Source organism: Aureimonas sp. AU20 (assembly GCF_001442755.1).
In the GTDB taxonomy this organism is placed as follows: domain Bacteria; phylum Pseudomonadota; class Alphaproteobacteria; order Rhizobiales; family Rhizobiaceae; genus Aureimonas.
This window is the reverse complement of sequence record NZ_CP006367.1, coordinates 3624633-3637482: the sequence shown is the minus strand read 5'-3', so window position 1 is coordinate 3637482 and position 12850 is coordinate 3624633. Positions and strand designations below refer to the sequence as shown.

Annotated in this window: 12 protein-coding genes; 2 read left to right on the top strand and 10 right to left on the bottom strand. The window is 69.6% G+C overall.

The genetic code is table 11. From position 1 onward, the window contains the following. Positions 1-42 precede the first annotated feature (42 nt). The 8 genes from M673_RS24680 to M673_RS16590 form a co-directional block, all read right to left on the bottom strand. Positions 43-198 carry a hypothetical protein gene (locus M673_RS24680; RefSeq protein ID WP_156421126.1) on the bottom strand — a complete coding sequence of 52 codons (156 nt, stop codon included), beginning with the start codon at positions 196-198 and terminating at the stop codon, positions 43-45. Between the two features lie 200 nt (positions 199-398). Beyond that, positions 399-1367 carry an ROK family protein gene (locus M673_RS16620; RefSeq protein WP_061977317.1) on the bottom strand — a complete coding sequence of 323 codons (969 nt, stop codon included), beginning with the start codon at positions 1365-1367 and terminating at the stop codon, positions 399-401. A gap of 99 nt (positions 1368-1466) precedes the next feature. Beyond that, positions 1467-1793, bottom strand: a complete 327-nt coding sequence (locus tag M673_RS16615; protein ID WP_061977315.1) for a BLUF domain-containing protein — start codon at positions 1791-1793, stop codon at positions 1467-1469. A 375-nt stretch (positions 1794-2168) separates the two neighbouring features. Then, positions 2169-3641: a mannitol dehydrogenase family protein gene (locus M673_RS16610; RefSeq protein WP_061977313.1), complete on the bottom strand. Its 1473-nt coding sequence runs from the start codon at positions 3639-3641 to the stop codon at positions 2169-2171. 184 nt (positions 3642-3825) lie between these two features. Next, the gene (locus M673_RS16605) at positions 3826-4269 is read right to left on the bottom strand and encodes a MarR family winged helix-turn-helix transcriptional regulator (RefSeq protein ID WP_061977311.1); all 444 of its coding nucleotides are present in this window, start codon (positions 4267-4269) and stop codon (positions 3826-3828) included. Positions 4270-4399: 130 nt separating this feature from the next. Then, positions 4400-5521, bottom strand: a complete 1122-nt coding sequence (locus M673_RS16600; protein WP_061977309.1) for a sensor histidine kinase — start codon at positions 5519-5521, stop codon at positions 4400-4402. Positions 5522-5525: 4 nt separating this feature from the next. Next, a complete protein-coding gene (locus tag M673_RS16595; protein ID WP_061977908.1) occupies positions 5526-5951 on the bottom strand; it encodes a response regulator in 426 nt (141 codons plus the stop codon). Between the two features lie 26 nt (positions 5952-5977). Continuing rightward, complete coding sequence (locus tag M673_RS16590) at positions 5978-7450, bottom strand: sensor histidine kinase (RefSeq protein WP_202814323.1); 1473 nt, start codon at positions 7448-7450, stop codon at positions 5978-5980. 216 nt (positions 7451-7666) lie between these two features. Between M673_RS16590 and M673_RS16585 the strand changes: the two genes are divergently transcribed. Both M673_RS16585 and M673_RS16580 read left to right on the top strand, forming a co-directional pair. Beyond that, complete coding sequence (locus M673_RS16585) at positions 7667-9250, top strand: aldehyde dehydrogenase (NADP(+)) (protein ID WP_061977307.1); 1584 nt, start codon at positions 7667-7669, stop codon at positions 9248-9250. 5 nt (positions 9251-9255) lie between these two features. Then, positions 9256-10440 carry a glycosyltransferase family A protein gene (locus tag M673_RS16580; RefSeq protein WP_061977305.1) on the top strand — a complete coding sequence of 395 codons (1185 nt, stop codon included), beginning with the start codon at positions 9256-9258 and terminating at the stop codon, positions 10438-10440. Here the strand turns inward: M673_RS16580 and M673_RS16575 are convergent. Together M673_RS16575 and M673_RS16570 are read right to left on the bottom strand one after the other, a co-directional pair. Beyond that, a complete protein-coding gene (locus M673_RS16575; protein WP_061977303.1) occupies positions 10361-11686 on the bottom strand; it encodes a PIG-L family deacetylase in 1326 nt (441 codons plus the stop codon). The two genes, M673_RS16580 and M673_RS16575, sit on opposite strands and share 80 nt — an antisense overlap. Next, on the bottom strand, positions 11683-12756 hold the full coding sequence (locus tag M673_RS16570; protein WP_187301280.1) for an acyl-CoA dehydrogenase family protein: 1074 nt from the start codon (positions 12754-12756) through the stop codon (positions 11683-11685). Before M673_RS16570 ends, M673_RS16575 begins: the two co-directional genes overlap by 4 nt. Between the last annotated feature and the right edge of the window lie 94 nt (positions 12757-12850).

Genomic DNA, 12850 nt, shown 5'->3' with positions numbered 1-12850 from the left:
GTGCACCGCCGCGAAGGCAGGAAGTCGGAAAGGCCGCTGCGCTCAGCGCGGCTCGGGCGTGTCCTGCGGCGGGATCTTGGCCAGCGCCTCGTTCAGTTCGTCCTGTTGCGACTGCTGCGAGGCCTGATCGGCGTCGCGATCCTGATTGTCGGCCTGATCCTGCTGGTTGTCGTAGCGGTCCGTGGGAATGCGGCTCATGACGCGTCGTCCTTCTTGTGTCTGGAAGGCAACGCGGAAGGCCCGCATCGGTTCTCCCCGTGCGGCTCGGTTTCACCGGCTTACCCTGCCGGGGAGATGCGGCGGAAGAGCGCGGCACCTGCCCTTTGCAGAACGGACCGCGCGCCATGAGGCGCGGGCGAGCCGGCCAGCGGACCCCACGAAATTTGCCTTTGGTGCTCTTAGTCCTTGCCGACCCCGAGGCCGAGAAGGGCGGCGCCGACGAGGCCCGCTTCCGGGCCGAGCTCCGCCGGCTTGATGACCGGGGCCTCGGTGCGCCGCAGGATGCCGGCGCGCAGCCTTGCGTCCAGCGCGGCGAGAAGGTCCGGCGCGTTGGACAGGCCGCCGCCGACCGGCACGACGCTCGCGCCTGTGGCGTTGAGCACCAGGGAGAGCGGGCCGGCCAGCGTGTCGAGCCACGTGTCGATGGTGAGGGCCGCCTCCGTCTCGCCGGCGCGCCAGGCGTCCACGATGGCGCGGCTGTCGCGCACCGGGCCGGCGGGGTGGAGCGCGGCGTCGATGCGTTCCATGCCGCGCGCGCTGCCGCTGGCATCGACGCAGCCGACCTGGCCACAGCCGCAGGCGAAGGCCGGCACGATGCGGCCGGCGACGATCCGGTCCTTGAGCACTGGCCCATGGCCCCATTCACCCGAAACGCCGCCCGCGCCTTCGAGGATATGCCCGTTCCAGATCAGGCCGCCGCCGACGCCGGTGCCGAGAATCACGCCGAACACGGTGCGATGGCCACGCCCAGCGCCGCGCAGCGCCTCGGCCAGGGCGAAGCAGTCGGCGTCGTTGGCCGCTTCCACCCGGCGCCCGAGCGCCGAGGTCAGCTCGCCCTTCAGCGAGCGCCCGGTGATGCAGGAAATGTTGGCCGCCAGCGAGGCGCCCGTGTCGGGGTCGATCGTGCCGGCGACAGACAGCGCCAGCGTCAGCCGCCGCGCCGGGTCGGCCGCGTCGGCAAGGCTGCGCAGAGTTTCCACGAAGTCGGGCCAGAACTGGGCAGGGTTGGGCAGCGAGGCGCGCGCCAGGGGCATGGCATCCTCGCCCGCACCCGCGAGCTTGATGAAGCTGCCGCCGATATCGGCCGCCAGGACCCGGGCGCGCCTGTTGCCGGCGAGGGCGTGAAGCGGAAGAAGCGGATCGGACATGCCAGGCGGCCCCAGAGCTGATGTGCCAAAGGCTCTAGAGCCTTCGTGCCGCGCTGGCCAGAGAGAGCGGGCGGCGAAGCTGTTCGGCAGCGGCTGGCGTCAGGAGAGTTGGCTGAGGAAGAGCACGTCGGCGATCGGCCGGCGGACCATGCCCCAATGGCCGAAGCTGACGCGGTCGATCGTCTTGCGCTCGATCTGGATCACGTCGCAATGGCGCGGATCGCGCGCGATCGTCTCGAACAGGGTTTCGACGCTCTCGAACGGGCCTTCCAGCACCTGCATGATGCGCCGTCCCTCGAAGGCGATGCAGCCGGTGATGCCGAGCGACAGGTTGCGGTCCCGAAACGATTCGAGATCGCGCACGAGTTCGCCCAGCGATTGGCCTTCGGCAAGCGTGCTGACATAGCTGAGATGCAGAAGGGCCATCGTGGGGTGTCAGCGTTCCGACCGAAGCCCCGGGATGCGGGGCGATTGCTCGACATGCCTGCGGAAAATCCGCCCGCTTCATCGCTGAAGCGAAGCCGATCGGCGCCTTAGGCGCCGCAGACATCAGCCAAGACCGGCCGGGATCGGAACGGGGCGCCTGGCCTCTCCTTGGGGTGCGGCGAGAGGAAGGGCCGAAGCCTTGCCCCCTCATTGCATCTCAGTCCCGAAGAGAGAGCCTCGCCTCTTCCAAGCCCGCAGGCCTTGTCAGACCAGCGTAGATGGAGGGGCAAGGCGCGGCGACCAGACCCGAAGGAAATGTGCCGCGCCGGAATTTGCGCGGCGCGGGGCAGGAGGCTCCGCCCGCGCCGCGAGCGGTCAGCGACGGGCGCCGGACAGATAGTCCTCGATCGCCTGCCGCGTGCCCTTTTCCCAAATGGCCGAGAGGTGGCGGGAGAAGATGTCGGCATAGGCGGCGTTGTCGGCGACGTCGCCGAAAATGCCGCGCTGCTCCAGGAATCGGCGCGGCTCGGTCTTGGCTGCGCGCGCGGCCTCCACAAGCGAGGCCCAGTTCGGATCGTTCGGCTCCACCACCGTCCCGTCCTCCAGTTCGCCGTAGCAGTAGCGGCACCAGAGCGCCTGGACCATGGCGAGGCCCGACACGTCGCGGCCGGCGGCCAGGAACTCGCGCAGCGCCGGAATGACGAATTTCGGCTGGCGGTTCGAGCCGTCGAGGCAGAGGCGGCGGATCGTGTCGGCGATGGCCGGGTTGGCGAAGCGCCCCGTCACCGTCGCCAGATAGCTCTCGCGGCTGACGCCCTCGATCTCCGGCGAGGCGGGCAGGAGATAGTTGCGCTCCACGTCGTCGAAGAAGCGCGAGACGAGATCGTCGCGCATCGCGTCATGGGCATAGGTGAGGCCGAGCAGCGCGGCGGGATAGGCGATGGTCGCGTGGCCGGCATTGAGAATGCGCAGCTTCATCAGCTCGTAGGCGGTGACGTCCTCCACGAAGGTGACGCCGACATCCTCCAGATGCGGCCGCCCGGCCGAGAAGCGGTCCTCGATCACCCATTGGATGAAAGGCTCGCAGAAGACCGGCCGCTTGTCCTCGACGCCTTTCTCCCGCGCCAGCGTGTCGATCTGCGTCTGATTGGTGGCCGGGGTGATGCGGTCCACCATGGAGTTGGGGAAGGCGATCTCGGTCGAGACGAAATTGGCGAGCTCGGGGTCCACGCGCGCTGCGAGGCCCGTGACGATGCCGCGCGTCAGATCACCATTGTGGGGGAGGTTGTCGCAGGAGAGGACGGTGAAGGCGGGAGCGCCCGCCGCCCGGCGCGAGCGGATGGCCGAGAGAATCAGTCCGAAGACGCTGCGGGCGGACTCCAGATCGTCCGTGTCGGCGACGAGATCGGGATGGTTGAGGTCCGGCTTGTCGCCGGCGATGTAGTAGCCGCCCTCGGTGACCGTGAGCGTCACGATGCGGATCTCGGGCGCATTCAGCGTGGCGAGAATGGCGTCGCGATCCCCCGGCTCGACCAGCTTGGTGATGGAGCCGACGGCGCGGGGGCGGAACACGCCCTCGTCCACCTCGGTCACGGTGAAGAGGCCGTCCTGCGCCGCCATGTCGGCGAAGGCGGCCTTGTCCTCGACGCGCACGCTGAGGCCGACCACGGCCCAGTCGTGGTCCCGCCCGGTGGCGAAGAGATCGTCGAGATAGACGCACTGATGCGCCCGGTGAAAATTGCCGACGCCGAAATGCGCGATGCCGGGCTTGAGACCCGCCCGGTCGTAGGCGGGAACGGCGATGCGCTCGCCGAGCTCAGGCAGGGTGTTGTTGGAAATGCGAGTCATGCTGGGCCTCCTCCCCTGGACGAGCCGCCGCGCCGGGCGCCGTCCTCCGTCACTCAAAAGGCTCTAGCGCATCTCTGGCCGCCATGCACCCGCCCTGGCGCGCAGGCGGGGGAGGCCAAAGGGGAGGGGAAGGAATGTCGCATGCAGGGCTGCCGCCGGCTGGCCGGCGGTCGGCGCCTTTGGTTTAAGCGACGTTGGAGGCCTGAAGCGCGTCGCGCACGCGCAGGATGGAGCGGCGCAGGCGCTCCAGCTCGCCATCGGTCTCGCCGGTCGCCTCGCGGATTTCGGCCGGCACGGAGCGCGCTTCCTCGGCCATGGTGCGGCCCTTCTCGGTCAGCGCGATGTCCACCACGCGCTCGTCGCGGGTCGAGCGGGTGCGCGTCACGAAGCCGCTGGCTTCCAGCCGCTTGAGGAGCGGGGTGAGGGTCGAGGAGTCGAGCAGAAGCCGCTCGCCCAGGCTGCCCACGGTCTGCGGCTCGTCCTGCCAGAGCACCATCATCACGAGATATTGGGGATAGGTTATGCCCAGCGCGTCGAGGCGGGGCTTGTAGAGGCGGTTGAAGGCATGCGCCGTCGAATACACGGCGAAGCAGAGCTGTTCGTCGAGTTGAAGGTGCTTGTCGGTCATCAAGGGGCCGCTCCCGTCATGGCCGGTCGGCCGACTTGTCGCTGGCCAGCATTATGACTCTAAATTGAACCTGCGCGATCTATCGCACGATGCCATTATAACAATCAAACATTTCTCGCGATATACCTTTTCAGGCCGGCGCAAGCGGTGCCGGGCCGCGTTGCGCCGCGATCTCCAGCGGGCCGGGCGAGGGCTCGGCGGTGGCAGGAGCGCGCGCGGCACGGCCGAGGCCCCGCGTCGCGCGAACCACGACGCGAAAGCCCCGGGGCGTGTTTTCCTGCGTGATCTCGGCGCCGAGACTCGACGCCATCGCCTTGACCAGCTTGGAGCCGGTGCCTGTGCCCTTGGGCGCCGCCGCCGGGTCGAAGCCTTGCCCGTCGTCCTCCACGCGAAGCACGAAGCCGGAGCCTTCGGCGCGGAGCTCCACGCGGATCTCGCCCACCACGCCTGGCGGATAGGCGTATTTGAAGCCGTTGCTCACAAGCTCGGCAACGAGCACGCCCATGGAAACGGCGCTGTCGGTTTCCAGCCGAATCGGCTCGGCCGACAGATGCAGGCGGTGGGGCGCGAGCGGCGTCGACCAGGTCGCCTCGACCTCGGATAGGAGCGTTGCGAGATAGTCCGACATTTCTACGAGGTCGAGATCGTCGGAATTGTAGAGGCGCCGATGCACCTGCGCGATCGCGGTAATGCGCTGCTGCGTGTCGCGCAGCGCTGAGCGCGCCTCGTCGCTGGTGGCGGCCGAGGCCTGGAGCCTCACGAAGGCCGAGACGATCTGCAGCGAATTGGCGACGCGGTGATTGGCTTCCTTCAGAAGCGCCTCGAGTCGCTCGTAGGAGATGCGCAGCTTGGCCTCGGCCTCGGCCTTTTCGGCGAGCAGACGCCTGCGGTCCAGCACCTGCCGGAAGGTGGACTGGAGAAGGTCGAAGAACTCCTCGCCGACGCTCTTCACGACATAGTCGGCAGCGCCCGCCTTGAGCGCGGCGACGGCGACGCGCCCTTCCTCCGAGCCGGTGACATAGACGACCGGCGGCGGGTCGGGCAGGGCGGCGATGGCCGCCAGCGTTTCCAGCCCGTCCATGCCCGGCATGTAATGATCGACGGCGACCAGTTCGAAACTCTCGGCCCGCAGGCGCGCGACGCCTTCCGCGCCGCCCGATGCGGTTTCCACCGCGTGGCCGCGCCGCGCCATGGCGCGGCTGATCAGCCGGCACAAGCCTTCGTCGTCGTCGATATACAGCACTCTCGCCACGGCCTCAGGCGCCTTCGCTCGGTGCTTCCGGGATCTGGATCACGGACAGGAACAGGCCGAGCTGGCGAATGGCCTGGGCGAAGCTTTCGTAGTTCACCGGCTTGGTGATGTAGACATTGGCGCCGAGGTCGTAGCAGCGCTGGATCTCGACCTTGTCGTCGGTGGTGGTCAGCACCACGACGGGCGTGCGGCGAAGCGGCCCCGAGCCCTCCTCCTTCATCCGCATCAGGATGTCGGTGCCGCTCATGTCGGGCAGGTTGAGGTCGAGCAGCACGAGCGAGGGCATGCCGTGTCCCGGCCCGTCCTCGTCCTCGATCAGAAAGCGCAGAGCCGAGGTTCCGTCGGTGAAATGCCGGATCGGATTGTTGACGCCCGCGCGGCGGATGTTCTTCTCGATGAGGCGCGCATGGCCCTCGTCGTCCTCGATCATCACGATCGTCACATTACGAGGTGCGTTCAAAGCGCTCTGGCTCCTTCGTCCGAAAGATCGGCCCGCATGGAAAGGCTAAATGTCGCACCCGCGTCAAGGGCCGACCGGCAGGATATGACGCCGCCAAGACGATAGACCATGGCTCGAACATGAGCGAGGCCAATGCCTTCGCCCGGCTCGTTCTGCGTCCCGGAGCGCCGGAACAGGTCGAACACCCGGTCGTGGTCCTTCGGGTCGATGCCGCGCCCGTTGTCGGTGATCTCGAACACGGCCCGCTCGCCTTCGCGCCGGCCCGTCACCTCGATCACCGGCGGGCGGTGGGGCGAGCGGTACTTCACGGCGTTCTCGATCAGGTTGGAAAAGATCTGCTCCAGACCCACGCGGTCGCTGACCAGCGAGGGCAGGGAGGAGACGCGAACCTCGCCTCCGACCTCCTGAAGCTTGTGTTGCAGGCTTCCCTCGATGCCGGAGATCAAGGCGTTCATGTCGATCGGCTCGGGCGAGAGGACGCGCCGCCCCTCGCGCGACAGGCGCAGGATGGCGTTGATGAGCCGGTCCATCTTCTGCGTGGAGGCGCGAATGAAGCCGACCGCCTCGGGCAGGTCCTCGCGCACGGCGAGCCGCGCCTCCTCCGAAACGGGGAAGGTGCCCGCCGCCTCGGCCTGGGTTACCAGCTCGTCCAGCGGCCGGATCGCGGCCTCCATCTCGCTGGTAAAACCCATGACGTTGACCAGCGGCGAGCGTAGGTCGTGGCTAACGATATAAGCGAAGCGCTGGATCTCGTCGTTGGCGCGCTGCAGGTCGACGGTGCGCTCCGTCACCGCGCCTTCCAGGTCGTCGTTCAGCCGGGCCAGCTGCCCGCTGGCCGCATGCAGCGCCAGAAGCGTGCGGCGCGTGACCCAGATGGTGCCGGCGGCCACCAGCGCCAGAAGCACGGCGGCCAGAGCGATGAGGCCGGAGGCGACGCGCTGGCTGGCTTCCTGGCGCTCCAGCCTGACATGCATCAGAGCGCGCTCGTTGCGGGAGAGTTCGCTCGCCAGTTCGCGCACCACTTGGATGAGCTGGGTCGAGCGGTCCCAGCTGAAGGGGACATCGGTGCCGGGTGCCGCCCGCCGTCGCAGCGCCATGGACTGGCGGATCAGAGTCATGTGATCGTGGCTGGCCCTCGCCAGCCGGCTCACGATGTCCTTCTGCTGCGGGTTGTCGTTGACCAGGGCGCCCAGCCGCGCCAGCTGCGGGCCGGCGTCGCGCGCACTGTCTTCCACGGACTTGGCGAAGCGCGGGTCGGGATCGAGCAGGAAGCCGCGCCGCGCCGTTTCGGACTGTTCCGACAGCGCGCGGAAATTGGCGAGCGCCAGCTCCACCTCCATGGAGTGGGTGACGCGCGCCGTGTTGTCGGCCACGCGCGAGACGAGCCAGGCCGTCGTGCCGCCGGCGACCACCAGAAGCGCGAACCCGGCGGCGACGGCGCCGGTGGTGAGTCGGGAAATCCGTTTCACGCAACGGTCCTTTCGCCAGGCGCGAAGGCCCCCACGAAGCGCGCCGCCGGGCACAGGAGGCCGGCGAGGCGAGGCGGGGAAAGGGGAGGTGTTAATTTCTCAGACATTTTGCCCGCACTGGCGAAAAGGACGGTTCCAACCGACATGGAAGCTCTGTAGGAAAGCGCCAGTCTTCCGGAAGCTTTCGCTTCCCGTCATAGCGAAGAGGAACCCCCCATGACCATTCAGGGCGAGATGATCGTCGGCCACACGCTGGCCAAGGGCGCGAAGGGTGAGATTTTCGGGATCGAAGCGGCCACCGGCCAGCGCCTCGATCCGGCCTTCGGGGGCGCCACGAAGGACGACCTCGAAACGGCCTGCCGCCTGGCCGACGAAGCCTTCGACACCTATCGCGAAACCGGGCTGGAAGAGCGCGCGCGCTTTCTGGAGGCGATCGCCGAGGAGATCCAAAATCTCGGCGACGCCCTGATCGAGCGCTGCTGCCAGGAAAGCGGCCTGCCGCGCGGCCGCATCGAAGGCGAGCGCGGCCGCACCATGGGCCAGCTTCGCATGTTCGCCGGCGTGTTGCGCGACGGCGGCTTCCTCGACGCGCGGGTCGATCCCGCCATGCCCGACCGCCAGCCCCTGCCGCGCCCGGACCTTCGGCTGCGCAACGTCGCGCTCGGCCCGGTTGCGGTGTTCGGCGCCTCCAACTTCCCGCTCGCCTTCTCCGTCGCCGGCGGCGACACGGCCTCGGCGCTGGCCGCCGGCTGCCCGGTCGTGGCCAAGGCGCACTCGGCCCATCCCGGCACGTCGGAGCTGATCGGCCGCGCCGTTCTGGCGGCGGCCAAGCGCTGCGGCATGCCCGAGGGCGTGTTCTCGCTTCTGTTCGATTCCGGCCGCGAGATCGGCCAGGGCCTGGTCGCCGACCGGCGCATCAAGGCCGTCGGCTTCACCGGCTCGCGCGGCGGCGGCACGGCGCTGATGAAGATCGCAGCCTCGCGGCCCGAGCCGATCCCGGTCTATGCCGAGATGAGCTCGATCAACCCGGTGATCCTCTTCCCCGGCGCGCTCAAGGAGCGTGCGGAGGCCATCGCCAAGGGCTTCGTCGGCTCGCTGACGCTCGGCGCCGGCCAGTTCTGCACCAATCCCGGCCTCGTGCTGGCGGTCGAGGGCGAAGGGCTGGACGCATTCGCCGCCGCTGCCGCCGAAGCGCTGGCCGGCACCGCCGCCTCCGTCATGCTGACGCCGGGCATCCATGAGGCCTATGCCTCCGGCGTGTCGAAGCTCGCCGGCCATGCCCGCGTCGAGACGCTGGCCCGCGGCCAGGAAGGCGGCGCGCTGCGCGGCCAGTCCGCGCTCTTCGCCGTGTCGGCCTCCGAGTTCCTGTCCGATCCGCATCTCCAGGAAGAGGTGTTCGGCGCCTCCTCGCTGGTTGTGCGCTGCCGCGACGAGGCCGAGCTGACCGAGGTCGTGCGTAAGCTCGAAGGCCAGCTCACAGCCGCGATCCACATCACCGAAAGCGACCACGAGGCCGCCCGCCGGCTCCTGCCGCTCTTGGAGAAGCGGGCCGGGCGCATCCTGGTCAACGGCTTCGGCACGGGCGTCGAGGTCGGCCATGCCATGGTGCATGGCGGCCCGTACCCCTCCACCTCGGACGGGCGCTCCACCTCGGTCGGCTCCAAGGCGATCGAGCGCTTCCTGCGCCCGGTCAGCTATCAGGACCTGCCGGACGCGCTCCTGCCGGACGCGCTGAAGGACGCCAACCCGCTGAAGCTCTGGCGCCGCCGCGACGGCAAGCTGGTCGCCCCGGACGCCTGATCGCGATGCACGAGATCCAGCGGGTGGAGCCCTTCCGGCTGGACGTGCTCGAAGATCACGAGACGATCTCCCGCGTCGCCCTTCACCGGGGCGGCGCGTTTTCCATGGCTGGCGCCGTCGCCTGCCTGCCCGCGCGCGACGAGGCGGAGCGCATCGAGGCGACGCTGCGCGCGCTTCTGGCCGAGCTTGGGATCGGCGAGGGCGTGGTGCTGGTGGTCAACGGCTCGGCCGACGACACGGCAGCGCGGGCGCTCCAAGTGCTGCAGGCCGGCGCCGCGCCCTTTCTGCTTCTCGATATCGACTGGCGCGCGGGCCACGGCTCGGCGCCGCTCGCCCGGCGCCTCGCGCTCGACTGCGCCGATCAGCTTGCGCCCGGCGCGCATCTCTTCTCCCTTGATGCTGACACCGAGACCCGCCCCGGCTGGCGCGCGGCCTACGAGGCGGAATTCGCGCGCGGCGCGGCCCTCGTCTGCGGCGCGATCGGCTTCGACCCGGCCGAGGCCGCGCTGCTGCCGCCGACCGACGAAGCGGCCGAGACGGTGCTGCGCGAATATCGCGCCGCCGCGCGCGAGATCGACGCCCGGCTCGACCCCGATCCGATCAATCCCTGGCCGCATCACGGCAATATCGGCGGGGCGAATTTCGGCCTGCGCGCCGGTGTCTATGCCGCGCTCGGCGGCCTGCCGGTGACGCCCTTCGGCGAGGACCGCGCGCTCCTGCGCCGCGCCCGCGCGCTGGGGCTGCCGGTGCGGTTCAGCGAAGGGCCTGTCGTCTGGACCTCCTGCCGACTCGACGGGCGGGCGCGGGGCGGCTTGTCGGACGAGTTGAAGCGCTCGCGCAGCGAGAGCGACCCGCTGGTGGACGAGGCGCTGGAGCCGGCACCCGCTCTGGAGCGCCGCATCCGCGCGCGCCTCGCCTATCTCACGTCAGGCGATGTCGGCGCACGCGCTCTCGTGGTGGCCGGGCTCGGCGTCGAGCCCGATGCGGTGGAGGCGGCCTTCCAGGCGGGTTCGCCCGGCGAGGCCTGGCTGCTGGTGGAAGCACAGAGCCCGGAATTGTCGCGCACGCGCCTCAGGCGCTCGCAACTCGCCGCCGAACTGCCCGCTCTTCTCAGGCTTCTGAATCGGGTGCGCGAAAGCGCAGGAGATCCATCCGATAGCGCTCGGTCCGCTCCGCACGCTCCAGCGTGAGCTTTTCCGAGGCGATCATCAGGAGGAAGTCGGCTGCGTCGTCGCCCGAAAGCGGCGTGTCGGTGGGGCCGAGATAGTTGACCAGCACCAGCCGCGCCCCCGGCCGGGCATGGTGGCAGGCCCGGGCCATCAACGCCTCGATCTCGGCTTCTGTCAAAAAATAGAGCATCTCCGAGAGAACCAGAAGATCGAAGCGCAGATCGGGAAACGCCTCTGGCATTCGCCCGACTTGGAACGTCACCCGGCCCGGCGCGCCGTGATGCGCTGTCGCCCGCGCGACGATGCCGGGGTCGAGGTCGAAGCCCGCGACGGTTTGGAACCGGCTGGCGAGCGCACCCGCCACATGGCCTTCACCGCAGCCGAACTCGATGGCGCTGTCGCCGCCTTCCTCCCCGAGGAAGCGCAGGAGCGCCTCGCGCTTCTCCACCTCGTAGGCGGAGTCGCGCGCGCCCCACGGGTCGCGGTCCCCGTCGTAAAGGGCGGCGAAGTGCTCGGGGCCGGGCGGCGAGCCCGGCATCCTGTGCCAGAACACGCATTCGAACGGGCCCTGGTGGTGGCGCAGGAACCAGTCCGGCAGGGCGAAGCCGGAAGGGTCGTCGCCCACCACGCTGCCCATCTGCGTTTCGTGGCGCGCGATGGCGCGGGCCTTTTCCACGATCGGCGTTTCCACCCGGAACGGGGTCAGGCCGTCCACGTCCACTTCCAACTCGGCGGGGTGGCGCATCGACCAGACGGGATAGGACAGTCGTCGCAGGTGCGGGCGAAGGCGCTGCACGTTTTCGGCCAGGATCGCCGCCGCCTCGTGGTCGGGATGCGGGTCGAAGGGGACAGTGGAGGCCAGCGCCGTGGCGCCGATCTCGTCGCAGAAGGCGGCCACGCGCTCGGCCGCCCCGGCGAAATCGTCGTGCCAGCGCGAGGCGCCGTCCGGCAGGGAAAGATGCAGGATCGACGCGTCCTCGCAGCCCAGTTCCGCCATGGCCATGGCCTGTTCCTCGCGCCGTCGCGCGGCGAGGCGCTCGGCCGGCCACTCGGCGGACTGGCGATGCGAGCCCTCGCCATCGGTCAGCGCGACGAGGCCGACCGGGCGGCCGGCATGGGCCATGGCGACGAGCAGGCCGGAGGTGCCAAGCGCCTCGTCGTCGGGATGCGGGGCGAGCACCACCAGCCCGCCCGGGCCGGTCAGAAGCAGCGGGTCTACCACCGGCGCCGCGTCGTGGCGTGCGCACCAGTCGCCATAGCGGCTCATCGAAAAATCTCCGGCAGACGCGCGGCGAGCCGGCGCGCGTGTTCGAGAAGCACGGCGTCCGGGTTGGCCTGCCGCAGATAGGTTGATAGGTCGCGGATCGGGCGCGCCAAGGGATGCGCCTCGGCGAAGGCGGCAAGACCCAGGCCCCGCTCCACCAGTTGGATCACCACGAGCCCGGCCGATTCCACCCGCAGGCGCGAGAAGACAGCGAGCGAGGCGGCGAGATCGGCATCCGCGCCGCCTTCCACGGCCTGAACGGCAGCCTCCACCTGCAGCCGCGCGTCGCGCGCGGCCAGGATCGCCTCGCCGACGCGGGCACTCTGCAGTGGGTGATCGAGCCGGTTCAAGGCGTGCAGCTCCTTCACGAAGCCGGAGACGAGCCGCTCGATCGCGCCGAGCTGCACGGCGGCGCAGCGCCAGATGCCGCCCATGAAGAAGGGCTCGCGGCGATAGTCGTTGGGCTGGCCGACGACGCAGTCAGTTGAAATCTCGATGCCCTCGAAGCGGAACGTGCCCGAGCGCGAGGCGCGCATGCCGCGCATCCGCCAGCTTTCCGGCTCCATCCGGGCGATGTCGTCGACGCCCAGAAGCAGGAGGCAGAGGCGGTTTTCCGCGTCGGAATAGGGCACGAGCGCCAACGACACGGCGCCGAGGCCGGAGGCGAAGCGCTTGGCGCCGCCGAGCCGCAGGCGATCGTCGCCTACGTTTTCCACCGTGAAGGGCGGGGAACCGTCCGCGCCCCAGACGCCGAGCAACGCGCCACCCTCCACGGCACCACGCACCCGCGCCTGCTGCGCCTCAGTGCCGAACAGGGCGACGAGCTGGAGCACGTTGATATGGCCCTCGAACAGGCGGCCGACGCTGAGATCGGCGCCGCCCAGACCCGCCAGCGCAGGCAGGGCGCGCTCGGCCGGGAAGGTGTAGCGATAGCCCCGCCCTTCCGGCGCGATGGGCGCGGCGAGAAGGCCGAGACGGCGCAGCACGTCGAGTTCGGCGTCGGCGTTGGCGTCCGGCCCATCCTCCCGCGCCTCGGCGAGGCGCGCGACTTCTTCGATCGCTCCGGTCCACACCAGCTCCGAACCGTGCGCGCAATCTCTCAAAACGGAATCTCTTTTCCTGAAAAACGAGGGCAACCGCGCTGAGGTGCGGCGAAGCAGCGGCAAA